General features: G+C 61.6%; 19 protein-coding genes, 1 other RNA gene and 1 CRISPR repeat array. Of the genes, 6 read left to right on the top strand and 14 right to left on the bottom strand.

Annotated features, from left to right (window positions below; translation table 11 throughout):
• Positions 1-11: 11 nt before the first annotated feature.
• On the bottom strand, positions 12-440 hold the full coding sequence (gene mraZ / locus AACH55_RS01485) for a division/cell wall cluster transcriptional repressor MraZ (protein WP_006465511.1): 429 nt from the start codon (positions 438-440) through the stop codon (positions 12-14).
• 440 nt (positions 441-880) lie between these two features.
• Here mraZ and AACH55_RS01480 point away from each other — a divergent pair, with 440 nt between their 5' ends.
• The 3 genes from AACH55_RS01480 to AACH55_RS01470 all read left to right on the top strand — a co-directional run bounded on the left by AACH55_RS01480 (position 881) and on the right by AACH55_RS01470 (position 2,359).
• Positions 881-1,234 carry a hypothetical protein gene (locus AACH55_RS01480; protein WP_338717631.1) on the top strand — a complete coding sequence of 118 codons (354 nt, stop codon included), beginning with the start codon at positions 881-883 and terminating at the stop codon, positions 1,232-1,234.
• A gap of 19 nt (positions 1,235-1,253) precedes the next feature.
• Positions 1,254-1,538 carry an HU family DNA-binding protein gene (locus AACH55_RS01475; protein ID WP_006465510.1) on the top strand — a complete coding sequence of 95 codons (285 nt, stop codon included), beginning with the start codon at positions 1,254-1,256 and terminating at the stop codon, positions 1,536-1,538.
• A gap of 341 nt (positions 1,539-1,879) precedes the next feature.
• On the top strand, positions 1,880-2,359 hold the full coding sequence (locus AACH55_RS01470) for a nuclear transport factor 2 family protein (protein ID WP_338717630.1): 480 nt from the start codon (positions 1,880-1,882) through the stop codon (positions 2,357-2,359).
• A 40-nt stretch (positions 2,360-2,399) separates the two neighbouring features.
• On the opposite strand, the gene AACH55_RS01465 is transcribed toward AACH55_RS01470, so the two are convergent.
• Entirely contained in the window at positions 2,400-3,560 is a 1,161-nt protein-coding gene (locus AACH55_RS01465) for an enoyl-CoA hydratase/isomerase family protein (RefSeq protein ID WP_338717628.1), read from the bottom strand.
• Positions 3,561-3,639: 79 nt separating this feature from the next.
• An RNA gene (gene rnpB / locus AACH55_RS01460) (RNase P RNA component class A) lies at positions 3,640-3,974 on the bottom strand.
• Positions 3,975-4,156: 182 nt separating this feature from the next.
• Between rnpB and AACH55_RS01455 the strand changes: the two genes are divergently transcribed.
• Positions 4,157-5,422: a D-amino acid dehydrogenase gene (locus AACH55_RS01455; protein ID WP_338717627.1), complete on the top strand. Its 1,266-nt coding sequence runs from the start codon at positions 4,157-4,159 to the stop codon at positions 5,420-5,422.
• An 86-nt stretch (positions 5,423-5,508) separates the two neighbouring features.
• Positions 5,509-6,261: an aldolase/citrate lyase family protein gene (locus AACH55_RS01450; protein ID WP_338717626.1), complete on the top strand. Its 753-nt coding sequence runs from the start codon at positions 5,509-5,511 to the stop codon at positions 6,259-6,261.
• Between the two features lie 150 nt (positions 6,262-6,411).
• Positions 6,412-11,081: a CRISPR direct-repeat array (repeat unit 29 nt; unit sequence CGGTTCATCCCCGCATACGCGGGGACCAG).
• Positions 11,082-11,206: 125 nt separating this feature from the next.
• On the opposite strand, the gene cas2e is transcribed toward AACH55_RS01450, so the two are convergent.
• The 11 genes from cas2e to AACH55_RS01395 form a co-directional block, all read right to left on the bottom strand.
• Entirely contained in the window at positions 11,207-11,497 is a 291-nt protein-coding gene (cas2e, locus tag AACH55_RS01445; protein ID WP_338717625.1) for a type I-E CRISPR-associated endoribonuclease Cas2e, read from the bottom strand.
• Positions 11,478-12,362: a type I-E CRISPR-associated endonuclease Cas1e gene (gene cas1e, locus AACH55_RS01440; RefSeq protein ID WP_338720437.1), complete on the bottom strand. Its 885-nt coding sequence runs from the start codon at positions 12,360-12,362 to the stop codon at positions 11,478-11,480. Before cas1e ends, cas2e begins: the two co-directional genes overlap by 20 nt.
• A 28-nt stretch (positions 12,363-12,390) precedes the next feature.
• Positions 12,391-13,005, bottom strand: coding sequence for a type I-E CRISPR-associated protein Cas6/Cse3/CasE (cas6e, locus tag AACH55_RS01435; protein ID WP_338717624.1), 615 nt, complete (start codon positions 13,003-13,005; stop codon positions 12,391-12,393).
• The gene (gene cas5e, locus AACH55_RS01430) at positions 12,980-13,639 is read right to left on the bottom strand and encodes a type I-E CRISPR-associated protein Cas5/CasD (protein WP_338717623.1); all 660 of its coding nucleotides are present in this window, start codon (positions 13,637-13,639) and stop codon (positions 12,980-12,982) included. Before cas5e ends, cas6e begins: the two co-directional genes overlap by 26 nt.
• Before the next feature lies 1 nt (position 13,640).
• Positions 13,641-14,777, bottom strand: a complete 1,137-nt coding sequence (cas7e, locus tag AACH55_RS01425; RefSeq protein ID WP_338717622.1) for a type I-E CRISPR-associated protein Cas7/Cse4/CasC — start codon at positions 14,775-14,777, stop codon at positions 13,641-13,643.
• A gap of 43 nt (positions 14,778-14,820) precedes the next feature.
• Positions 14,821-15,336 (bottom strand): type I-E CRISPR-associated protein Cse2/CasB, encoded by a 516-nt coding sequence (gene casB, locus AACH55_RS01420; protein ID WP_338717621.1) that lies wholly within the window; start codon positions 15,334-15,336, stop codon positions 14,821-14,823.
• Positions 15,329-16,885 carry a type I-E CRISPR-associated protein Cse1/CasA gene (casA, locus tag AACH55_RS01415; protein ID WP_338717620.1) on the bottom strand — a complete coding sequence of 519 codons (1,557 nt, stop codon included), beginning with the start codon at positions 16,883-16,885 and terminating at the stop codon, positions 15,329-15,331. Before casA ends, casB begins: the two co-directional genes overlap by 8 nt.
• Positions 16,882-19,581: a CRISPR-associated helicase Cas3' gene (cas3, locus tag AACH55_RS01410; RefSeq protein ID WP_338717619.1), complete on the bottom strand. Its 2,700-nt coding sequence runs from the start codon at positions 19,579-19,581 to the stop codon at positions 16,882-16,884. Before cas3 ends, casA begins: the two co-directional genes overlap by 4 nt.
• 206 nt (positions 19,582-19,787) lie before the next feature.
• The gene (locus tag AACH55_RS01405; protein WP_338717618.1) at positions 19,788-20,795 is read right to left on the bottom strand and encodes an aldo/keto reductase; all 1,008 of its coding nucleotides are present in this window, start codon (positions 20,793-20,795) and stop codon (positions 19,788-19,790) included.
• A 65-nt stretch (positions 20,796-20,860) separates the two neighbouring features.
• Positions 20,861-21,862 carry an AraC family transcriptional regulator gene (locus AACH55_RS01400; protein ID WP_338717617.1) on the bottom strand — a complete coding sequence of 334 codons (1,002 nt, stop codon included), beginning with the start codon at positions 21,860-21,862 and terminating at the stop codon, positions 20,861-20,863.
• A gap of 300 nt (positions 21,863-22,162) precedes the next feature.
• Entirely contained in the window at positions 22,163-23,176 is a 1,014-nt protein-coding gene (locus tag AACH55_RS01395; RefSeq protein ID WP_338717616.1) for a LysR family transcriptional regulator, read from the bottom strand.
• Between the two features lie 408 nt (positions 23,177-23,584).
• Here AACH55_RS01395 and AACH55_RS01390 point away from each other — a divergent pair, with 408 nt between their 5' ends.
• A complete protein-coding gene (locus tag AACH55_RS01390) occupies positions 23,585-24,448 on the top strand; it encodes an alpha/beta hydrolase (protein ID WP_338717614.1) in 864 nt (287 codons plus the stop codon).

Here is a 24,448-nt window from a genome sequence, read left to right as displayed (position 1 = left end):
TTGTCCGGCCGTCAGAAGGAAAAATTACTCAACACATCCGGCATGCCACCCGCCACAGCCTCGGCTTCGCTTTCGGCCAGCTTGACGGCATCCCAGATTTCGAAATGACTACCCATACCCAGCAACATCACATCGCGCTGCAAACCCACGGCCGCGCGCAGCTCGGGCGCGATCAGGATGCGCCCGGCGCTGTCGAGCTCCACGTCCTGGGCATTGCCCAGGAAGATGCGCTGCCAGGCACGGGCCGACATCGGCCAGTTGGCAATTTGCTCACGGTGTGTCTCCCAGGTCGGGCGCGGGAAGAACAACAGGCAGCCATGCGGGTGGCGCGTCACGGTGGCGCGTCCCTCGCACTGCACAATCAGGGCGTCACGATGCTTGGCCGGAATGGTCATCCGTCCTTTGGCATCGAGATTGAGTGCTGACGCGCCCTGGAACACTGTGTTTTTTCCTTCGCCTGCGGCGAGTGAGTTTGCTGATCGGTTGCCTTGTCGTGCCAGGCAAATGCAAATGAACCCGCAAATGCCCCACAAAAAAACACTTTTTCACACTGCCGCCCACTTTAGTGGATGCACTATTGCAGGTCAAGCGGTATACGTTGTGAAAAACAGCGATTTTGCTAATAAAGTCAAAGACTTAGCGCACTTCCTTAAAATGCCCCCTTCATAACATTTGTGAAGAAAATGAAGGACTTAGCATTTACATTGAAGGTGCAACCTGAGCTATACACATGTGTTTCGCGCCAGAATTGCGCAACGGCGCGGATTTGCGGCGCATGGAAGAGCCGGCCTGCCCGATTTCGGGGCAGCGGGATGAGGAAAAAATGAGAGACACCTGAGGCGGTCGATTTGCGAGTGCAACAGACCAAGGGACATGGATTTTGCAGCGCAACTTAAGTTCAGCAAAAGTCGCTGAAAAGCGGAAAAATAACTCGGCCACCTTCCAGGGGATGGGTGAGCAATCCGGCTCAAACCCGAAACTTCATCAATTTCTTCATCAAATGAACAGCGCCAAGCGTTTTTGTTTTGACTTCCTCTGCGCGCAGCTTTTACTATCCGTGTCTTTGGGAAGATCGAACCGCAAAAATGGCGCTGCAAAATGCCGTTGGCGGGTGTTGAAAAGCACCTCGGTTTTTTTCAATCAAAGGCCGGTTCCGGCCAGGCCCGATCGGCTGAAAACGCAGATAGGGCTTGCGGATCCGCCTCATTCCAGTGCTAAAATCTGGGCACCTTAACAGTGAAAGGAATTTAAAAGTGAACAAATCTGAATTGGTTGACGTTATCGCCGCCGACACCGAGATCTCCAAGGCAGCAGCCCAGCGCGCGCTGGACTCCGTCATCGAGAACATCATCAAGGCCGTGACCAAGGGCGATACCGTGCAATTGGTTGGCTTCGGTTCCTTCTCGACCGGCAAGCGCGCTGCCCGCACCGGCCGTAACCCGCAAACCGGCGAAGAAATCAAGATCGCCGCTGCTACCACCGTGAAGTTCTCGGCTGGCAAGGCTTTCAAGGAAGCCGTGAACAAGAAGAAGAAATAATTTCACGCTTCGCGCATTTGAATGCCATGAACCAGGTTCATGGCATTCAAATCGAGGCCGATCCTGGCGGTCGGCCGTCTCCCTCCAGTCCTTCCCCGTCCTCCCCGGCAATACGCCATTCCCTTGGCCAGGCTTGCATCCCGGCCCGCACAGCACAGTTCCAAGTCAGTCCGTCACGCACAGCAGTGTCATGTCCCTGCACGGCCCGTCTTCGTTTGCCAACGCCTCGCGCTACGCCTAGAATTTTTTCGGCTTAACATCTGCCGCAGCCGCAGTCCCGCTTGCCATCCCGCTGACCACCAGACCTGCCGGCTCGTCCGGCGCACCCAAGGAGACCGTCGATGAATAGCCCCGCCCAGCGTCCGCCGCTGCCCCCGTTCACCCGCGAGACTGCCGCTATGAAGGCGCGTGCCGCCGAAGACGCCTGGAATTCCTGCGACCCGCAGCGCGTCTCGCTGGCCTATACCGAAGACAGCCGCTGGCGCAACCGTGCCGACTTCATCCACGGACGCGCCGAGATCGTCGCCTTCCTCACCCGCAAATGGGCGCGCGAACTGGATTACCGTCTCATCAAGGAAGTCTGGGCGCACGAAGGCAACCGCATCGCCGTGCGCTTCGCCTATGAATGGCATGACGATTCGGGAAGCTGGTTCCGCTCCTACGGCAACGAGAACTGGGAATTCGACGAGCATGGCCTGATGCGCCTGCGCCATGCCTCCATCAATGACCTGCCGATCAAGGAAGCGGACCGCAAATTCCATTGGGACCGTTCCGGTCCGCGTCCGGCCGACCATCCCGGCCTGTCCGAACTGGGCCTGTAAGACCAGGCCGCCGGCACGACCGGGGATGCGCTGCAGCGATTCAGGCGCCCAGGTCGGCCAGCGGATGGGCCGCGCGCGGCCAGGGGTCAGCGAAGAAACCTTCCACCCATTGCGGTGTGGCGCCAGCCAGCGAGGCCGGATTCCATTGCGGCTTCTGGTCCTTCTCGATGATCAGCGCACGGATGCCCTCGACAAAATCCGCACGCGCCGCACAATGCAGCGAGACCACGAATTCCAGCCGGAAAACCTCCGCCAGCGACAGCGCACGTACACGCTTCTGCAAGGCATACCCCAGCCAGGCCGAGCCCGGCGAGCCGGCGCGCAGCGTGGCCTGGGCCTTGATCAGCCAGGCATCCTCGGTCTCCAGCGCAAGGATGCCGTCGACGATTTCGGGCAGCGTGGGGCGGCGGCACAGGGCATCGATCAGGTCGAAATGCGTGCGCAGGTTGGCGGCGGCGAACGCTGCCGTCCCCTCCTGTAGCGAGGACGCCTGCGCCGCACCGAGGACGCGATCCAGCAGCTCGGCATCCTTGCCCTCCCCCCACGGCTGCAGGAGCAGCGCATCGATCACCGCCTGCTTGCCGGCATGCGCCACACGGTAGTCAGCCAGGCCGGCGAAGAGCGCATCGCTGGCATTGAGGTTGGCGCCGGTCAGCGCCAGGAAGAGACCGGTCTTGCCCGGCATGCGCGCCAGGAACCAGCTGCCGCCCACATCGGGATACAGGCCGATGCTGATTTCCGGCATGGCCAGGCGTGATTTCTCGGTCACCACGCGATGACTGCAACCGGCCATCAATCCGATGCCGCCGCCCATGACGATGCCATGCCCCCAGCACAGGATGGGCTTGGCGAAGCTGTGGAGAAGATAATCCAGGCGATATTCCTGTTCGAAGAACTCGGCTGCATAAGTATTGGCACGGATGTCGTCGCGCGTCGGCGAGGCGTGATGTTCGCGCATGGACCGATAGAGATGCTGCAGGTCGCCCCCGGCGCAGAAGGCCTTCTCGCCCTGCGCCTGCAGGATGACCATGGCCACCTCCGGATCGGCCTGCCACCGCTGCAGTTGCGGCGTCAACAGCCTGACCATCTCCAGCGAGATGGCATGCAGGGTCTTTTCGGACGCGAGGGTGGCGATGCCGATGCGGCGGCCATTGGCGGCCGTCAGTTCTTCGAAGAGCACAGGTGTGGCGGCTTGATTCATGGGTCTCCCGGGGTATCGTCTCTTGCGCGATCCCGCAGTGCCCACGGGCCGCAGTCTTGTGATGAATGATGGATGAATTCAGTGAAGCAGGCCGGTAGGCCGGATTCTGTTACGGCGGGAAACCCGCTATGACAGCCATTCCTCTAGGCGACGGATCGCTCCGCCGCTCAAGCTTTCTACCCGCACGCTCCGCGAGCCACATCAACGCGTGCCTATTTGAAATTGCTCCGGGTGGAGGTTACCGCGTTTCACCGTAACTTAATACGCTCGTCTCTGTGGCCCTGTTCCTCGCCTTATACCGGCTTGCGCCGGCTTTCAGCGGACGGCCGTTAACCGTCACCCTGCTCTGTGGAGTCCGGACCTTCCTCCCGCCGCCTCCTTGCGAAGGCGGCCAGCGGCTGTCTGGCCTGCATCGGGCGCTATTGTAGCCCAGCATGGCGCTTGCCCGGCCAACAGAAGGCGCAAAACGCTTGTGCATGCACGCAAATCTTCATGCCGATTCGGCATGTGACACCTGCGCGGCTCTTCGGTAGTCTGGCGCTGATCCGCTGCAGGCCGCGCGCCGCGCGGTTCTTGACTGACTTCAACGAAACACCATGCATATCTGCGTAATGGGCGCCGGCGTGATCGGCGTGACCACTGCCTACCGTCTCCTGCAGGATGGCCATCAGGTCAGCCTGGTCGATGCGCGCCAACAGCCCGGCGAAGGCACCAGCCAGGGCAATGGCGCCCAGCTCAGCTATTCCTATGTGGCGCCGCTGGCCGATCCTTCGGTCTGGACCAAGTGGGCTTACTACCTGTTCAGCAAGGACTCGCCGCTGACCATCAAGCCCACCGCCGATGTCGCCCAGTATCGCTGGCTGCTCGACTTCCTGCGCTGCTGCAACAGCCACCGCGTCAACCAGACCACCATCGACCTGCTGCAACTGGCCTTCTACAGCCGCGACCAGCTCACGCAATGGAATGCCGGGCTGCGGTTGTCCTTCGATCATCAGCGCTCCGGCAAGCTGGTCATGTTCACCGATGCGCCGGGGCTGGAAGCGGCGGCCCGCCAGGTGCAATTCCAGTCGCAATATGGTTGCCAGCAGCAGGTGCTGGGCGCGGCCGACTGCCTTCGTATCGAACCGGCACTGGCTCATTCGCAACGCGATTGGGTCGGCGGCGTCTACACGCCCAGCGAAGAGGCTGGCGATTGCCCGCAGTTCTGCCGCGCACTGGTGCAGACGATGCAGGGCGATCCGAACTTCCGTTTCCTGGGCGGCCGGCAGGTCTCTGCGGTGCGCCTTGAAGACCGCACGCTGCATGCGGTGCAGGCCGGCGGCGAATGGCTGGCCGCCGACCGTTTCGTGCTGGCGCTGGGCGCCGACAGCGTGGCGTTCGCCCGCCTGCTGGACTTGCGCCTGCCACTCTATCCGCTCAAGGGCTATAGCATCACCGTGCCGCTGGAGGATGAAGCCAGCCGCGCGGCCGCGCCGCAGGTCTCCATTACCGACATCGCCAGGAAGATCGTCTATGCGCGCCTGGGCCAGCGCCTGCGTGTGGCGGGCCGCATCGAACTGGTGGGGCAGGACCGCAGCATTGCCCCGTGCGCCATCGAGGAACTGAAGAACGGCCTGCGCGAACTCTTCCCCGGCTGCAGGCTGGGCGAGGACGCCACGCTGTCGCCGTGGATGGGGTTCCGTCCGGCTACGCCGAGCGGCGTGCCCATCGTCGGCGCATCGCCATTGGAGAATCTGCATCTGAACATCGGCCAGGGTGCGCTGGGCTGGACGCTGGCCTGCGGCAGCGCGGCGCTGGTGGCCGACCAGATCGCCGGCCGCAAGCGCGCCATCGATGACGCGCCCTTCCAGTACCGCGCCTGAAGAAGTTTCATGTCAGGCCCGCGCATTCGGACTTAACATGGCGCATCGCCAGCACCTGCGCTGGCCTGATCCACGGGAGACGAACGATGCGGGAAAACCGGCTGCGCACCCTCTTCGCGCAACAGCAACTGGCCATCTCGGGCTGGGTATCGATGGGCAACTCGCTGCTGGCCGAAGTGCTGGGCCACAGCGGTTACGACGCCGTAACGGTGGACCTGCAGCATGCTCCTTTCTCGATCGAATCGGCGCTGCCCATGCTGCAGGCCATCTCCAGCACCCCGGCCATGCCGCTGGTACGGTGCTCCGAAAACAGCCTGGGTGAAATCAACAAGCTGCTCGATGCCGGCGCCTACGGCGTGATCTGCCCGTTGATCAACACGGCGGCGGACGCCGAGCGCTTCGTGCGGGCCTGCCATTATTCGCCGCGCGGCGGGCGCAGCTATGGTCCGGCGCGCGGCTTCCTGTATGGCGGCGCGGATTACTTCGCGCACGCCAATGCCACCATCCTGACGCTGGCCATGATCGAGACGCGCGAAGGCTATGCCAATGCCGAGGCCATCCTGAAGACCCCTGACCTGGACGGCATCTTCATCGGCCCCAGCGACCTCGCCATCGAACTGGGCCTGGCGCCGGATGCCTACGATGATGCGCGCCTCAATGAGGCCATCGACCATCTGCTGGCGCTGGCGCGCAAGCTGGGCAAGTACGTGGGCATCTTCGCCGGCACCATGGACATGGCCCAGCGCATGAAGGCCATCGGCATGGACCTGGTGGTGCCGGGGACGGATATTCAGCAGATCAAGGCGGAGGGAATGAGACGGGTTGATGAATTACGGTAAGAAATAGGGCCTATTTAGCTCCCGCTTACGTTTGCCGGGATGCGATTCCGGGGCTCCGCTTGGATAATTGGAAACCCAAGATCGCACGCGACGGATCCCTCGCATGCGCGGGGGCCAAGGCACCACCACCAGAGCTACGCCGCAAATAAACGGTTCATCCCTGCATACGCGGGGACCAGCGCCTCTGCTCCAGCGCCAAGTAGTTTTTGTCCGGTTCATCCCCGCATACGCGGGGACCAGGCTTCTTTCCAGATGTTGTTGAACATCGATTGCGGTTCATCCCCGCATACGCGGGGACCAGTGTATGAAGCCAAAATGAAAGAAGCGCACAAGCGGTTCATCCCCGCATACGCGGGGACCAGGCGCGGCGCACGTCGGCCACCGCCAGCGGCGTCGGTTCATCCCCGCATACGCGGGGACCAGGCGGTTGCGTTTCGCGCCCGGCTCTTCACCGTCGGTTCATCCCCGCATACGCGGGGACCAGTTTTGCGCCGGAACGTTCGGCGCAACGGTTTGCGGTTCATCCCCGCATACGCGGGGACCAGAAATGCATCAATCTGCCATTGAGGGGAATTCACGGTTCATCCCCGCATACGCGGGGACCAGGGAATACAGATTGTTCTTGCCGTCCGCGATGACGGTTCATCCCCGCATACGCGGGGACCAGAACAGAGCCAGCAATCACGGCGCGTTTCACGGCGGTTCATCCCCGCATACGCGGGGACCAGCGATTACCGCCTGTTCCTGCGCGACCCGCAATCGGTTCATCCCCGCATACGCGGGGACCAGCGATGCCGGCGGCATGGAATCGGACTGGCTGCCGGTTCATCCCCGCATACGCGGGGACCAGCCGCTGTGCCGCAGTAAGTCGCCCGTCTTCGTCGGTTCATCCCCGCATACGCGGGGACCAGGTGCCGATTACTGGCGTCACCGGTTTGACGCTTGGTTCATCCCCGCATACGCGGGGACCAGGATAAAGCTAATCAATCGAGAGTTATTGACGCCGGTTCATCCCCGCATACGCGGGGACCAGTGTTTCTGCGCATGCACGCGGGCTTCGTGTTCCGGTTCATCCCCGCATACGCGGGGACCAGTTGTCATCGACAAATCCGCCCTGGCTCAGTTGCGGTTCATCCCCGCATACGCGGGGACCAGCGTTTCGCGGTCGGTTTGAACATTGGTTCCCTCGGTTCATCCCCGCATACGCGGGGACCAGATCGCCTCCCGCTCGCGCTTCTCGCGCTGGCGCGGTTCATCCCCGCATACGCGGGGACCAGGTGGGTGATTTGCCGGTTGAGCTGTACGGAACCGGTTCATCCCCGCATACGCGGGGACCAGGTTTCGAACGAAGTGCGGCCGCCGCGCTCGCCCGGTTCATCCCCGCATACGCGGGGACCAGTTCCCTTGCGAGAGGATCCGGTGAGCTATTGCCGGTTCATCCCCGCATACGCGGGGACCAGCCAAACATCCACGGCTGCACGATCTGGTCATACGGTTCATCCCCGCATACGCGGGGACCAGACTGGGCGCTCATTCAACAGCGAAGGGGAAATCGGTTCATCCCCGCATACGCGGGGACCAGGCCTGCCCTCATCAATCTGCGCCTGGCGGTGGCGGTTCATCCCCGCATACGCGGGGACCAGATGGCAGACTCAAGACCTGGCGGCCGCCGTCACGGTTCATCCCCGCATACGCGGGGACCAGGTTTGCCAATTTGCCGGACTGATATCCGACTGCGGTTCATCCCCGCATACGCGGGGACCAGGGAAAACAAAATAAATTTATACGTACAAAATGCGGTTCATCCCCGCATACGCGGGGACCAGGTTTCGTCTGCCGGTGTTGTGCAGGTCTCTCCCGGTTCATCCCCGCATACGCGGGGACCAGTGCTCCAATCTCCCAACCTTGTCGCGCAAATACGGTTCATCCCCGCATACGCGGGGACCAGGTCCCCTTTTCCGCGAAGGCGCCACAGTTCGACGGTTCATCCCCGCATACGCGGGGACCAGGTGGGCGGTCTTCCGGTCGAGTTGTACGGCACCGGTTCATCCCCGCATACGCGGGGACCAGAGCAGCAGGCCATCGACATGCTCAACTCGCTGCGGTTCATCCCCGCATACGCGGGGACCAGAGATGCGTTGGCGCGCGTGCGCAGCATGGTGGCGGTTCATCCCCGCATACGCGGGGACCAGGGTTCGCGTCTGCGAACTCACCTCGCAGGAATCGGTTCATCCCCGCATACGCGGGGACCAGGCAACCATTACCAGCAGCGGGCCGCCAATGAACGGTTCATCCCCGCATACGCGGGGACCAGGTCGGTGCGGTCTCCGATCAGATCAATCAACCGCGGTTCATCCCCGCATACGCGGGGACCAGGTTGGCGCAGATTTTGTCGTACCACAGTTGGTCGGTTCATCCCCGCATACGCGGGGACCAGTACTGCCGGCGCTCGGCCTCCAGGCGCACCAGCGGTTCATCCCCGCATACGCGGGGACCAGAAAGGCTTTGACCAGAACTGGCAATGCCGTGGCGGTTCATCCCCGCATACGCGGGGACCAGGTCGTGGAAGGCGTTGGCAATTTTGTCGCCCAGCGGTTCATCCCCGCATACGCGGGGACCAGTCGGTGACCGTTGGGCCGGACCTGCGCGGCTTCGGTTCATCCCCGCATACGCGGGGACCAGGCGCCTGTCACCTGGAACGGCGGCCAAGCCGACGGTTCATCCCCGCATACGCGGGGACCAGCAGACCCATGGCCACATCCGGAATCAGCAGGCCGGTTCATCCCCGCATACGCGGGGACCAGTGATCTCAAACGGGTCGTAGTCTGGATTTAAGCGGTTCATCCCCGCATACGCGGGGACCAGGCCGATTCCTTGGCCCAGATGTGCGGCTCGTACGGTTCATCCCCGCATACGCGGGGACCAGCTGGAGAGTGACTGGTCGGATGTGCTGGAGCACGGTTCATCCCCGCATACGCGGGGACCAGGGTGGTCGTGGCCAGCGACTTGATCAGCATGTTCGGTTCATCCCCGCATACGCGGGGACCAGAAGACCTATCGCGGTGTCTCCATGTGGGCCACCGGTTCATCCCCGCATACGCGGGGACCAGGTTATTAAAGCCCGGTCGCCCTTCGGCAATTGCGGTTCATCCCCGCATACGCGGGGACCAGAAGGACAAAAACGCATTTGCGGCGCGTCATGGCGGTTCATCCCCGCATACGCGGGGACCAGACGAATGCAACACGGTAGGATCAAACTCGACGCGGTTCATCCCCGCATACGCGGGGACCAGTTCTGTGCGCATTTCTTATCTCCTTTTGGAAACGGTTCATCCCCGCATACGCGGGGACCAGTGTGTATTGTGTTCTTGTTGTTCCTGTTAATCCGGTTCATCCCCGCATACGCGGGGACCAGTGATTCGTTTGATGTGAATGTGACTGCGTTTGCGGTTCATCCCCGCATACGCGGGGACCAGGAATAAACAGCGAAGCTGGCACATTTTTTGTCCTGGTTCATCCCCGCATACGCGGGGACCAGCCGCTGGCCCCGAAATTGATGTTGCCTGCGGTCGGTTCATCCCCGCATACGCGGGGACCAGCGGGGAAACCTGGTGCGGTTCGAGTCCGCAGCCGGTTCATCCCCGCATACGCGGGGACCAGTTTGTCCTTGTTGTAAATGTGCCCGGTGACACCGGTTCATCCCCGCATACGCGGGGACCAGTGGCCGCCACGTCATACGCCACATCAGCATCACGGTTCATCCCCGCATACGCGGGGACCAGCATATCGCACCGCCGAGGATGCCAACCAGTGGCGGTTCATCCCCGCATACGCGGGGACCAGAGATGCGTTGGCGCGCGTGCGCAGCATGGTGGCGGTTCATCCCCGCATACGCGGGGACCAGGGTTCGCGTCTGCGAACTCACCTCGCAGGAATCGGTTCATCCCCGCATACGCGGGGACCAGGCAACCATTACCAGCAGCGGGCCGCCAATGAACGGTTCATCCCCGCATACGCGGGGACCAGGAGTTTGGGTCATACTTATATTGGTGATGTTACGGTTCATCCCCGCATACGCGGGGACCAGCTGTGCGTTAAGCGTTGCCATCGCTGAAATTACGGTTCATCCCCGCATACGCGGGGACCAGTGAGTGCATTGTTCAAGGCCATCGCTACCGGCCGGTTCATCCCCGCATACGCGGGGACCAGCTAGAGTCCATCCCGAAAATCTAGAGCCCATCCGGTTCATCCCCGCATACGCGGGGACCAGTCGGTGATCTGGGAGCCCCGTGTTCCGAATGACGGTTCATCCCCGCATACGCGGGGACCAGCACATGGATTCCCAATTTTTGTTTCTCGGATTCGGTTCATCCCCGCATACGCGGGGACCAGCAAGGCATGCCGTCGCCGCCACCAGGCCGCGCCGGTTCATCCCCGCATACGCGGGGACCAGGGCACGATTCATCGCCTGGGCGCTGATTGGGGCGGTTCATCCCCGCATACGCGGGGACCAGTGAGTAGGTCTTGACCTGCTCGGCGATGGCGGCGGTTCATCCCCGCATACGCGGGGACCAGTTCGAGTGATGGCGACACCCGTCGATGAGCGACGGTTCATCCCCGCATACGCGGGGACCAGCCGTACATCGCCAGCGCAGAGGCCATTTCTGGCGGTTCATCCCCGCATACGCGGGGACCAGTCGCGGCCGTTGACCATTGCGCCCGAGCCGTACGGTTCATCCCCGCATACGCGGGGACCAGCCCGTTCCAGCTCATTGAGCAGCGCAATAGCAACGGTTCATCCCCGCATACGCGGGGACCAGACTAAAAACAAGTCATTGTTTTTAATCAGTTTTTTCAACACCCAAAAACTCACCAACTTTTCCAAGGAAAGCTGGCCCAACAATACATCGTTTAGATTGTTAAAAAACGGGGAGCAACTACATGCTCATCCCTGGTCAGCGACAGGAAAAAATGACACTAACCTCGCCCCGTCAAACTCAGCAGGCATGCGCCGGTTCTTTCCCAGGGTCAAGAATTCGAAACCGGATTCAGTATTCGCTTGCCAGGCCATGACAGCGTTGCCGTCCTCCAGTCCCTCGACGACCTGCTCCCAAAGGTATTCGCGGACCTTTCGGCTGTAATTGCCTACATAGACGCCAGCCCGCACTTCCAACAACCAGATCGCCATGCGGCCGCGCAGCCGTGGGGGTGCATTCTCAAGAACGATGACCAGCATCACCCAAGCCCTTCTCATTCGGTATGGCTGGCTCCACCACACCCTGCACCTCAGGTGGCTGCAGTCCACCGGCCGCCAAAATATCCTCGATGTCAGGAATGATGCGCTCCAGCAAGCGGCTCTTTCGAAACATGTCACGGCAATGCTGGCGCACCGTACGTTCATCGTTACTGCCGCTGGACCGGGATGCCACCGCAAAAGCGACCGGGACCACAGTTTCGAACTTGTAGATGTCGGCAATATCGTAGACGAAGGACAAGGGCTTGCCACTATGAATGAACCCGATGGCAGGCGCATACCCGGCAGCCAGAACGGCGGCCTCCGTCACTCCATACAAGCAGTGATTGGCCGCAGACAAACACCGGTTTACCACGTCAGCAGCATCCCAATCATTACGGTCGTAATTGCGGCCATGCCACTTCACGCCATATTGTTCGGCCAGGTGCTTGTACATGGCTCTCACGCGTGCACCCTCGATGCCACGTAACTGGTCCACGCTGCGCCGTTGCGGTGGCTCTTCGCCAAATCTGCGGCGATACATCTCGCGCACGACTTTCAACCTGGCCTCATCATCCAGCGCCAGCCTGGCCTGATGCAACAAGCGATCCGCACGCGCTCCGCCGGGCTGCCCGGCAGAGTACAGGCGTACACCGGCCTCCCCAACCCACACCAGCAAGGTACCGACCTCGGCGGCCAACTTGCACGCCGCATGTGAGGCCCGCACGCCTGGCTCCAGCATCAGGCAAGCAACACCACCCACGGGAATATGGGTACGCACTCCGGTCACATCAACCGCCACAAACGCGCCATCGAGCACGTCCAACTGACAACGCTCCACAAACAGAACGGAAAGCCGCTCCTTGATAGGAAGTGGCTTGAGTTTGGGCAGAAGATCAGCCACGACGTACAGGAGCCAGTGAGAGAAGACCCAGGCCCAAGGACTTCGCATGACCGATCCCCTGGACCATCACCGATTGCAATGAGGCCGGCTGCTCAAGCTGCAAGATGCCTTCAAAGCCCACGGCCTGCACCGTGATGAGATGGCCTTTTTTCCTGAGCACCCAACGTTCGCTACGGGTGCGCAGGACGTCACGCAGGGCGCAACCGGCTTTATTCATCTGTCTGTTGAGCCAGGCTATCTGCTCCTCTTCCTTGTTCAAGCCATAGCGCTTGCCTTCCCGGGAGACGGTCGGATTGGCCAAGAGGCGAAACCGGTAATGCCGCTGCTCTTGCAGCAACGCAGACAAATCCAGTGGCTTGGCGAGATGCTCGAGGACGTACCCGGCAGGCAAACTGTCCCAACGCCCTGGCTGGTCCGACTGCACCAGTAGGACCGCCTCGCCCCGCATCACATCCACGCTGTCAAGCCGCCATAGGAAACGTGCAGGACGGGCATCATCGCCTTCGACAAAAGCCCGCGTCAGCGTGCGATGCATTTCGTAAGCACTGGCCAGGTCCCGGCGGCCATGCGCAGTGCGGCCATCAAGCCTGAGTCTGGTCAGATACATGAATTACCTCCGGTTTGACAAAGCGCGGACCAAAGCGACGTTGGGCAAACGGTCCCACTGGCTGGTCGAGCCTGACCGCACCTTCCGAGGGATGCTCCAGCATCAACCGCAAGGGCTGACCGGCCTGCTCGCCCTGCACGGTGGCCAGGCGCGGCCAGGAACCCAATACCGTCAGCAGATCGCCCTGCTGCACGCCTTCAGGCAACCATACCGGCAGCGAAGGCGGCATGGCTTTGCGGCCCAGTGACAACGGCCAGACCGGTCTTTGCAAGGCGCGATGGATGGTGTCCAACAGGGAAGCATCCCCCTCCAAGCCGACCAGGAAAACCGCGTCGGACAAATAAAAGCGCGGACTGACCACGGTGCGATCGGGACGCAGCTTGCCAGTTGCCAACAGCACACCGGTCGCGGTCTGGTAGTCACGCATCAACAGGCCTTCCCGGTCCACTCTGACGGCCATGCGCAAGGCTGCCAGATCATCGACCGGCAGACCACGGTCACGTCCCAGGGCCGCGCAGATCAATCCGATGACGCCCGACTTGGAGGGCTCCATGCCGCTATCACGTTCGTCAAAGCGGCTGGTCGTTCCCCACGCCTGCATGGGACCGGCCAGTCGCAGCAACAAGGTCGCCATGTCATTGCTCCAGTTCGCGGCGCACTTGCTCCACAACCCAGTCGGCCAAGGCCGTCAACGTCGGCTTGACTTCGCCTTTTGCTTGCGGCCATGCGCCGGACAGATCGACGTAGGCCCACTGGTCGCGCTCATCGCCATAGACCGCCGCGAGCTGGCCATCATAGGCCGCCAGGGCCGATACCGATGGCCCCGTCAGTGCTTCGCCATTGCGGGCATAGACCGGCTTTTCAAAGGCATTGGCCAGATTGAGCGGACTGGCATGACGTAGTACCACACCGATGAAACTGGGCGGGTTGTGGGCCGCAAAGGTATTTTGCTTGCCTGTCGGGATGGCGCGGGCGATTGCGAGCGTTAACGCTCGCAATCCGGCCAGCGTCAACTCGCGGTCTCCTTGCAGGTTGCTCTCCAACTTGACGGGATCGACCACGGCATAGCGATAGAAGGTGGCCGAATTGAATTCCACCTGTCCGATCATGCCGGCCCCGGCTTCATCGGCACCGCCCTTGTCATCCACGGCGGTGAAATAATCAAACTCGCGCTCTACGCGGTGCGTGCTGATGGCGTGTGCCACCTGGCAGGCCGCATCCTGATTGACTTCCGGCATATCGGCCAGCATGCGGCCAAACAAGGCCACGTCGAGCGCCTTGCCACCATTCATGATCTGCCTGGCCTGCTTGACCAGTTCGGCTGGCGCACTCGCCTTGGCGTCCTTCTTGCTCTTCTTCTCGCTGCCGGCGGGAGCGGCCAGGGCATCCCAGTGCGCATGAATCAGTTCAGCGAAACCGTCGATCTCCTGCTGCCCGAGGAAGAGCAGATATTCGGTCTTGCCATCGTCCTTGAGCTTCAGGCCCGCCGCCGAGAGCGCCGTCTCGATGCGGCTATCCACATCATCAGCCTGGCGGCCATGCTGGTCGCGCAACTGGGTACGCAAAAGCTCCAGCAACTTCTTGGTGCGAATACCCTGATGCTGCGCCGGGAATTCGATCGTCAGGCGAGTGGCCCGCTTGAAACACTGGCTACTCACACGGGCACGGCGATAACCGCCGAAGACAGCATCCTTGGGCGCGCCCGTATCGTCACGATTGAGATTGGAAGGGGCGAAGTTCTGGATCAGGTGGAACTCGAGAAACAGGCTCATGGTGGATTCTCTCAAGAGGACAACAACATTGAAAAATAAGGAATTAATGCTCTTGCAGGCTGGGCTGGCGATAGAAATCCCGCGCCCAGCGCTGACGGATGCGGTCACGCGCCTCGAACTGATAGGGATGCAAATAACGGAACAGATCCTCCAGCAACGCTTCGTAATTGATGGCATGACCATCGGCTGCCACCAGGGTGATGATCTGGCGCAGATAGTGCGGCAGGTCTTCGGGATCAGCCGCCAGCAAGGCGACAAAGCGCTGTTCGATACTGCCGCTCTGGCGCTCCTGCATCAGCTTGCCTAAGGCTGCTGCCAGGCTTTGTGCAGGTCCATGCTGGGGGTGGCGCGCATACAGTGCGGCCGTCACATACAGGGCCAGGCGCGCACTGTCCTGGGCATGACTATCGACGGGAACGAATCGCTCCACGTAAGGAAAGGCGGGCGGATAAGCGCCCGGCGCGAAGCCGGCGCTACGGCGCAAGATCGCCATCGCGCCACGGTTGTGTTGCTGCAGATCTTGCAAATGCTGGATAAACGCCTGCGTATGGTCAGACATGGGAGGTCTCCTCGGAGGGGGATGCGAGATGGGCACGCAAGGGCCGGATCAGCCCCAGATAGAAAGATTCAGACTGGGCACGGGCGCGCAATGCACGGGCGCTGTCGCCCAGTTGACGGCAGACCGTGCGCCACCCTATCTCGGCGGCCTCCAGTCTGGATGCCTTCCAATAACTATCGGCTTGCTCAATCTGATCTGTGGCCAGGATTTCCAGCAGCTCAGGCAAGCGCCGCTCCAGCGTGGAGAAATACGCAGCGGCGGTGGGGCCATTGTCGAACAGGGTTCTGGCGCGACTGCGCGTATCCTTGTGGTCCGGGTCGGGCATGGCTTTGGCGAGCATGATGCTGGCCGTCTTCCTGAGGCTGGCATAGAGTTCTTCGCTCTCGCGCAAATAGCAGCGTAGCAACTCGCCCGCATCTGGCTGGGCCAACAGGCGCTGTGGCAATTCGAAGCAGTCCACTCGCCAGCGCAGGAGTTTGGCCTGATCGCTGGCCAGACCGAGGACCATGACATTCAACCAGGGGTCGTCGTCACCCAATTTTTCCAACAGCACATTGGCATAACCCAGCACCGCCGCCGGCAGAGCATGCTTGCCGCTGGCATCGGGAACCAGGCTGGGCAGATCGCGCCATATCGCCCTGCCTTCGCTGAAGCCCAGACGTACCATGCCCACGCTACCGGCACGGTAGCTCGCCATGGTATCGGGTGCGTGTTCGTCATCGGCCAATGCCAGACCAGCGGCAAAACGTATCTGGCTGACCGTGCGCCCGGTCTCATCATCGGCGAGCAAGAGGATTGCACGGCTCAAGCGCGTATATCGGTCGTTGGGGCCAGCGGCCAAGGTCGGCTCGCCACGCAGCGCGGGCATCTGCGGCTGCGCTTTCTCCCAGGCTGGCAAGTCGCCTGCGCTATCGGCTTTGGCGGGATGCAAGGCAAGACATAGCGTCTGCGCCAACGTCTTCCCCAGCGGCAAGACCGCAGCCGTATTGGCCAATGCGCCGGCCTTGTCGGAGTCGCGCAGCGTCTTGACCAGGCCACCGGGGGTATATTGCAGAAAGCCAAGCATCTGGCATATCAAGCGCGAGACCGGCATGCTGCTGGGTTGCGTGTCGACGGCATGATCGAACAATACCGGCGCATTGCCGTTGCTACTCTCCAGAGCAATTTGGGTCCAAGGTTTGGTCTTGTTGCGCGTTTCCTCGGCGGTGGCCAACAAGGCCACCTGCATGAAGGGATATTCCGGATGAAACACGTAGAAGCGTTCACGCCAATGCTCCAGATACGCATGAATTGCCTCAGCCGGCAGTCCCTCGCGGTAATAACGCACCATCTCCTTCACCGTCCAGCTACCCGACTGCCGCGTCAAGGCCCGATGGGTGATGGCCAGCAGCAAGCGATACAGCGCGATCAGATTGGGCGGCGCCGTTTCTGCCAGCGCCGCAATCCGGCCCGCGTCGGCAAACAACTGCAACAAACCAATCTCTCTGACCTGTCCGTCGGTATAACGCACCGGCAGCCAGGGCTCATCCAACAAGTTATAAGACTTCATGGTGATTGCCTTGCAGGTTGGGTGGAATAGACCAGACCCAATGCCGGGTCCAGGGAAACGCAAAGTGTGCCGACCTGGCAGATGCCGTCGCGCAGGAGCAATGGCTGAAAGTGACTCAGCAAGGGATGTTCGGACAGGGCCGGATAGGCCTCTTGCGCGAGCAAGTGCCTGAGCAGGGCTTGACGGGAAATCTTGATCTGGCGCGCATAGAGCAGGCGTGCCAAGGCATCATCGAGCGGCGCGTGCGGATCGAATGCGGCGCCGTCTTCATGCAGGCTCCAACGGCCATCGGCGTTCACGCAGACGGGGATGGCAGTAACGCTCTCACCACCCAGCCGGGTCTGATTGCGCAGGGCCAAGGTATCGTCTTCGTCTGCGCCATGGGGCTTGTCTTGATAGGCATAGTCGGGCGAGTCACGCGGATCGATGGCTACATGGCGGGCCAGTTGTGCCTGCCAGTCGATGAGCGACTTGTGCTCAATACGGCTGACATCCTCGATTTTCTCGACGATCTCGGTCGCCAACGGAGGCAACACAGGCCACGGCGCATAGACCGCCTGCACCAGCCGGTCGATATCATCTGGCAGATGCCACAACGGTTCGTTGAGCAAAAGAGCCCAGGTCACCAGGCACAGGTAATCGCCATAGATCCGGCCCCAACCGGTACTCAGCAAATCCGGTAGGCGCTCGGCCAACAGGCCGGCGACATACAGCCGTGGCTGCTGATGCGCCAGCGGACGTGCATCGCGCTGATGACGATGCAAGCGACCGGCGCGCTGCAGTAACAGGTCGACCGGGGCCAGATCGGAAATGAGAAAGTCGAAGTCGATGTCCAGGCTTTGCTCGGCCACCTGAGTAGCGATCAGCAGGGCGCGAGCGGGCCGGGTGGCACCCGATCCGAAGATGTTGAGGACCTTGTTTTCGATCTGCTGGCGTTCGTCAGCCGGAAAACGGGCGTGAAATAGTTGCACCACAGTCTCTGGCGCGACAGCGCCAGCCAGACGCATGTAAAGCTGCTGCGCACGATCCACCGTATTGACCAGAATCGCGCCGCAACCGCCCTGCTCCAATGCAGCCATCGCTTGGGCGGCAATACTGTCGAGCGACTCATCGAGCCCCTTCACCGCAATGGGAGCCTGCTGACGTGCCGGAAAACTATCGCCCCGCACGCCGACGGCATCGGCCACCAGCACCCTTGGATAAGGACAATCGGGAATGTCATCGCTGACATTCCAGGCACGCAGCAGCGCTTCACGTTTCTTGTCGGGCAGGGTGGCGCTCATCAGGATCACCGAGCAGCCCAGTTCCTTCAACCAGCGCAGGAGCATTTCGATGAGACCACCCGTATAGGCATCGTAAGCGTGCACTTCATCGAGCACGACGACCTTGTTGGCCAGCCCCCATAGCCGCACGAAATGATGCTTGACGTTCATGACCCCGAACAGACCCTGATCGACCGTACCCACGCCATAGGGAGAAAGCAGTCCACGCCGTTTCTGTGCGAACCAGGCCGAAGATCGCACGGTATCCTCGGGCGAATCTCCCCAGATATCGCGCAAGCGCGCCACCGTGGCATTCATCGCCGCGCCCCCATGGGCGAGCTGGAGATCGACTGTCAAATCGTCGGCAAAGGCGCGGAGAAACTTCAAAGTCCGCTCGAACATCGCATTGCCTGTAGCCTGGGTCGGCAAGGCGAGATAGAGGCCGCGATGAGCCTGGCGCGCCTGCAGGCGCAAGCTGGCGAGAAAGGCCAGTTCGGTCTTGCCCTCCCCCATCGGCGCCTCCACGACGATCAGCGAAGGCCCCTGCCCTTGCGCGAGCAGACGATCAGCGACTTGTTGCAGCGGGCGCGCCGTGACGTTGCCAGGGATATCCAGAATCTGGGCGATAAGCTGGTCGGTAGAGGCCTCTGGTTGCCGCAGCAAAGGCGCAAACGAAGGCCAGGCCAGTTTGTCCGGATCGGCCAGTACCCGAGCGGCTATCTCGCGTGATCGGGCGTAATGTTCGTCAGGGGTCTCGCCGCGCTCGACCGGAGCAAACCAGTCGGCGTTGGAACCTATCCAGTCGCACACGCTGGTCAGGCCCGCGAGCCATTGCACAGCACTCAATGAGAGGGGTTGATCTCGGGGAAGAGAGGATGGGGCCAGCACCGCCCAATAGGCATCGAATATTTCCTGGCGAACTTGTTTCCATAGGGCAGGCTCGCCCGCAGGCTTGGCGGTTTGTCCGGGCAAGAAATTGAAACCATGATGCGCACTGACGGCTTGCGCGACCGCTGCGGCCCAGTCGTGCTGCACGCCTCTGCCCGTCAACAAGGGGACGAGCAGTTTTGCCGTGGCCGCGTCATGACGATCAAGCTTCAGGCAAGCATCCGGAGAAAAGGAGAGGCCGGCATTGCGGTCGCGCTGCATCCCGGCATCCCACTTGGCCTGGAAGCCGGGAATGGCCTTGCCCAGATCATGCAGGCCAACGAGACAGGCCAACCATCGTCGCACATGGGATTGCGGCAAGGCGAACCACTGTCCGAGCCAGGCTTGATCCACCGGACAATGCTCCAGAAGAGCGGCAGCCACAGCAGCCACGTCCAGCATGTGGCACAGCAGACCGTAACCCTGCGGATCACCGCTTTTGGCCCAGATACTCCTGACGGCCGGATGAAGCGCATCGAAGCGCTGAGAAGGCGTGATGTACGGCAACTGTCCCCCAACAGTAAGTCATCGCGTTCGATGACCTGTGCCGCCCCATCCGACTTGGATTGATGAATTTCACGTACCGGTCGGTCAAGCAAGAGTCAAGTAGTCTTCGCGATGAACAGCAAGCAATAGCTGATCATCTTATTCGATTGGAGAAAATTCGATGACAAAATTTCCTGACCCGACCTGACTTTGATCAAGCCAAAAAATCAATCCTTCACCACCCGCCCAAAGAACGGATAATTCGGATCGTTATACCCATGCGTGGAAGCATGCCCCGGCGTGACCAGTTCATCCACCAGCGCCTCTTCCTCTGCACTGATCTTCAACTCAACCGCATCGTAGTAATCCTCCATCTGCGCCAGCGTGCGCGGTCCGGCGATCACACTGCTGATAGCCGAATTGGCCAGCACCCAGGCGGTGGCGAACTGGCCCAACTTGATGCCGCGCCCTTCGCAGTGCTGTTGCAGGCGCTGCGCGATCAAGAGTGATTCTTCGCGGAATTCGGTTTCCATCATGCGCTTGTCACCGCGCCCTGCGCGCGTGCCTTCGGGGGGCTTCTGGCCGGGCTGGTACTTGCCGGTGAGCACGCCGCGCGCAATCGGGCTGTACGGCACCACGCCCAAACCATAGTGCGCGCAGGCCGGCAGGATTTCCACTTCAGGCTGGCGGTTCAGCAGGTTGTAATACGGCTGGCACACCAGCGGCAGCGGTACCTTGTTCTTCTCGCACAGGCGCACGATCTCGGCTATGCGCCAGCCACGGAAGTTGGAGACGCCAAAGCCGCGGATCTTGCCCGCACGTATCAGGTCGCCCAGCGCCTGCACCGCTTCTTCCAGGTTCTCGTCCTGGTAGTCACGGTGCATGTAGAGGATGTCCAGGTAATCGGTATCGAGACGCCTGAGGATGTTCTCGGTCTCGCGCACGATCCAGCTGCGCGAGTAATGCGATTCATTGGGCCTGCCACTCATGGCGTTGCCCAGCTTGCTCGCCAGCACCCACTCGTGGCGCTGCCCGGCCAGCAGCTTGCCGACGATTTCCTCGGACTTGCCCTTGGTGTAGACGTCGGCCGTATCAATGAAATTGATGCCGTGCTCGCGGGCCGAAGCCACGATGCGGCCAGATTCCTGCACATCGGTCTGGTCGCCGAACATCATGGAACCCAGACACAGGGCCGATACCTTCAGGTTGCTCTTGCCGAGGCGACGATAATGCATGCTCTCTCCAAATCGAAAAAAGGGTGTGGATAAATCAACTGCCCGTCTGCTGCGTGCACTGGCAATCACAACATCGGCGCTTCCTCTTCCTGCCAGCGCCGCTTGTCGCGCAGCGGCGGTGCGCCGAACAAGCGGCTGTATTCGCGGCTGAACTGGGATGAACTTTCATATCCCACGCGATGCGCTGCGGTGGCCACGCTGGCATCGGCGGTGAGGATCAGTTTGCGCGCTTCCTGCAGGCGCAGGTTCTTCTGGTATTGCAGCGGGCTCATGGCCGTCACCAGCTTGAAGTGATGGTGCAGCGAGGACACGCTCATGTGGACGTCGCGCGCAATATCCTCGATGCGCAAGGCCTGGTCATAACCCTCCTTGATGAGCCTAATCGCCTTGGCCACGCGGTTCATCTGGCTGTCCTGCAACACGGTCTGGCGCAACAGTGCACCCTGCCCGTTCATCAGCAGCCGGTACAGGATCTCGCGCCGGATCATCGGCGCCATGATGGGCACGTCGCGCGGCGTCTCATGCAGGCGCAACAGGCGCAGCACCGCATCGAGCAACGCCACGTCGAGCCGGTTCACGTACAGCCCACGCGCAGCGCCTTCGCCCGGATGGGCGGCAGCCGGCAGGTTCTCGTCGCCGATCAGTTCACCGATTTCCTGGGTATCCAGCTCCAGCCGCAAACCCAGGTAGGGTTCATCGGGACTGGTCACCGTGACCTTGCCAACCACCGGCAGATCCACCGAGGCGACCAGGTAATGCATGGGATCGTATTCGTAGATTTCATCACCCACGAAGATGCGTTTGGACCCTTGCGCAATCGCGGCAAACACCGGTTTTTGCACCGCGTGTTTAGGCCCCGTCGGACAGGTGATCCGATAGATTTCCAGATTGGGGATGGCCGTTTCGAGTATGCCCTCGACACCGGCGGTATAGCGTTCCAGCAGTTGCAGCAGCTCCTGCTGCATGGCCTGGAAGCGCGGATCATCGCGCTCGCGGGCGGGTTCGCTAACAACGGTATCGGACAGCAGCGGGGCCGCCTCCTGGATGGAATGCAGATCGAGCTCCATAAGCTCCTCTCTCTTTGAAAGACAGACGCGACTTTAGCGCGGACCGGCAATTGCCTGATCCTCCGCGATTCATGCACAGAGAATCAGGCAAGAAGTTTGCAGAATCAGGTATGCCCTTGCACGATCAGACGCAACGATGATCGAGCCGTCACGGGGAAACACCAGACCCAGCGCGATTCCACCTGAAAATCCAAACAGCAGATACAGAGAATCGGGCAAAAAATCAGCAGCTTTCGGCACGCGGAAAAGCGCGCCTGCCCTGCATAATCCTCGCCGAACCCCGTACCTGCCTGGACGCCATCAGAACACGCTTTCGGCGATGTTGTACTGCTCCACGACGCTGCGCACGGTAGTGGATTCGGTCTTGTTGACGAAGTGGCACTCGTTCTCTTCCATGCCCATGGTGCAGGCCTTGTGCAGCGGGCAGGTGGCAAACAGTTCGGCCACCCAGTCCACGAAGGCGCGCACCTTGGGCGAGAGATGGCGATTGTGCAGATAGACCACCGAAATGGGCAGCGGCGCCGGCTTCCATTGCGACAGCAGCTCGACCAGGCGGCCCTCTTCGATGTGGCGCGTGACCATATAGAGCGGTGCCTGCACGATCCCGAAACCTTGCAGCGCGCATTCGACATAAGCGTCGCCGTCATTGACCGAGAGCCTGCCGTTCATCTTGACCTCGCGGGTGACGCCATCGACCACGAAGTCGCTGTCGATGACGCGGCCGGTGCGGCTGGAGAAGTAATGCACCGCCTGATGCTGCTGCAGATCTTCCAGCGTATGCGGTACGCCGTAACGCTCCAGGTAGGAAGGCGCGGCGCAGGTCACGGTCTGGAAAGTGCCGATGCGGCGCGCCACCATCGAGGAATCCTGCAGCGTGCCCACGCGGATGACGCAATCCACCGCCTCCTGCACCAGGTCCACCGGACGGTCGCCCATGCCCATGACCAGTTCGATGTCGGGGTACTTGCTGTAGAAGTCGCACAGGTTGGGCAACAGCATGAGGCGGCCGATGGAACCGGGCACGTCGATGCGCAGCCGCCCTTGCGGACCACGGGTGACGTTGCGGAAGGATTGTTCGGTCTCGTCAATGTCGGCCAGGATGCGCACGCAGCGCTCGTAATAGGCCGCGCCATCGGGCGTAAGGCTGATGCGGCGGGTGGTGCGATTCAAGAGGCGCACCTGCAGCAGGCTCTCCAGCCCCTGGATCAGGGTGGTGACGGTGGTGCGCGGCAGGTTCAGGTTGTCGGCAGCGCGCGTGAAGCTGTTGGCATCCACCACAGCGGTAAAGACTTGCATGGCCTGGAAACGGTCCATCGCTCTCTCCTTGACGCCACATCCGGATGGATTCCGGTGCGGCAAACGGGGGCCAGACGATCCACGCAAGGCAGGCGCCGCCCCCGGCGCGCCGTCTTGCCATGATGGGATGGTCCCGCACTGCAGTGCCAGCCTCATCCCAATTTAAATCAAATAACGACAAAAGCCAGCCAAGTTTGCGCAACAGGTGACAACGACGGCGATTTCACATCGATGCCACGTCCGTCCGGATCAGCTGGAATTGGCTTTTCAAGTCAGCAAAAGGAACGCAAAGTGAACGAATTGATCGTCCTGATTGTTCAGACTTACCGAACAGTGTTGTTGGATTATAGGTGTTTATTCGACACCCTGCTGTGGCGCACAATCCGCTCCATTCTTGGACAAGTGGCTTCGGCCCAGGCGCTCATCATGCAAGGCTCACCTACGCTGGACATCCGCAATTTCTTCGTTCCCGGCCCGCTGGGACGCATCCCGGTGCGCCTGTACCAGCCCGCCGAGGCGCTGCCCAAGGGCGAGAAACGCCCGCTGGTGCTGTATTTCCACGGGGGCGGTTTCACTGGCGGCTCGCTGGACGATGCCGATGCACCGGCCAGCTTCCTGGCGCAGCACAACCAGGCGGTGGTGCTCTCGGTCGGCTACGCGCTGGCCCCGGCCAAGCCTTTCCCGGCCGCACCCGAAGACGCTTTCGCGGCCGCCACCTGGGCCTGCAAGAACGCGGCCGACCTGAAGGTGGACCTGGACCGCATGGTGGTCGCCGGTGACGACGCCGGCGGCAGCCTGGCCGCCAGTCTCACGCTGATGACCCGCGACCGCTGCGGCAAGCCGCTGGCCGCCCAGGTGCTGATCAGTCCGATGCTGGACCCGAGCATGCGCCTCTTGGGAGATGCCGCCCGGCTGCAATCGGACGTCACCGCCGAGACTTGCGCGGCCAGCTACCGCCAGTACCTGCCGCAGACCATGCAGCGCCTGCATCCCTATGCCGCACCGCTGGAAGTGAGCCGTCTGGCGGGCCTGCCGCCGGCCTTCATCGCCACCGCCGAACGCGACGTGCTCTGCCCGGAGGCCGAGAAATACGCCTCCAGCCTGATCCGCGCCGGTGTGCCCACGCAAGTCTCGCGCTTTGTCGGCATCACGCATGGCGCGCTGCGTACGCACCTGCCCTTGCTGACCGAGATCGTCAATTTCCTGCGCTGCCGCTTCGCCACCTTGCGACGCGATGCCGCGCTCCCTGAATTCCTGCCGCATCCGCTTCACCCCTCCACTTCACTCTGA

The sequence above is a fragment of the Herbaspirillum sp. DW155 genome (assembly GCF_037076565.1).
Classification (GTDB): domain Bacteria; phylum Pseudomonadota; class Gammaproteobacteria; order Burkholderiales; family Burkholderiaceae_D; genus Herbaspirillum.
Note: the sequence above shows the minus strand (reverse complement) of the source record. Positions and strands in the feature narration are given on the sequence as shown.

Coding starts and splice junctions, on each gene's coding strand:
- AACH55_RS01470 (WP_338717630.1), top strand. CDS start 1,880: ATGAATAGCCCCGCCCAGCGTCCGCCGCTGCCCCCGTTCACCCGCGAG.
- AACH55_RS01465 (WP_338717628.1), bottom strand. CDS start 3,560: ATGAATCAAGCCGCCACACCTGTGCTCTTCGAAGAACTGACGGCCGCC.
- AACH55_RS01455 (WP_338717627.1), top strand. CDS start 4,157: ATGCATATCTGCGTAATGGGCGCCGGCGTGATCGGCGTGACCACTGCC.
- AACH55_RS01450 (WP_338717626.1), top strand. CDS start 5,509: ATGCGGGAAAACCGGCTGCGCACCCTCTTCGCGCAACAGCAACTGGCC.
- cas2e (WP_338717625.1), bottom strand. CDS start 11,497: ATGCTGGTCATCGTTCTTGAGAATGCACCCCCACGGCTGCGCGGCCGC.
- cas6e (WP_338717624.1), bottom strand. CDS start 13,005: ATGTATCTGACCAGACTCAGGCTTGATGGCCGCACTGCGCATGGCCGC.
- cas5e (WP_338717623.1), bottom strand. CDS start 13,639: ATGGCGACCTTGTTGCTGCGACTGGCCGGTCCCATGCAGGCGTGGGGA.
- cas7e (WP_338717622.1), bottom strand. CDS start 14,777: ATGAGCCTGTTTCTCGAGTTCCACCTGATCCAGAACTTCGCCCCTTCC.
- casB (WP_338717621.1), bottom strand. CDS start 15,336: ATGTCTGACCATACGCAGGCGTTTATCCAGCATTTGCAAGATCTGCAG.
- casA (WP_338717620.1), bottom strand. CDS start 16,885: ATGAAGTCTTATAACTTGTTGGATGAGCCCTGGCTGCCGGTGCGTTAT.
- AACH55_RS01405 (WP_338717618.1), bottom strand. CDS start 20,795: ATGCATTATCGTCGCCTCGGCAAGAGCAACCTGAAGGTATCGGCCCTG.
- AACH55_RS01400 (WP_338717617.1), bottom strand. CDS start 21,862: ATGGAGCTCGATCTGCATTCCATCCAGGAGGCGGCCCCGCTGCTGTCC.
- AACH55_RS01395 (WP_338717616.1), bottom strand. CDS start 23,176: ATGGACCGTTTCCAGGCCATGCAAGTCTTTACCGCTGTGGTGGATGCC.
- AACH55_RS01390 (WP_338717614.1), top strand. CDS start 23,585: ATGCAAGGCTCACCTACGCTGGACATCCGCAATTTCTTCGTTCCCGGC.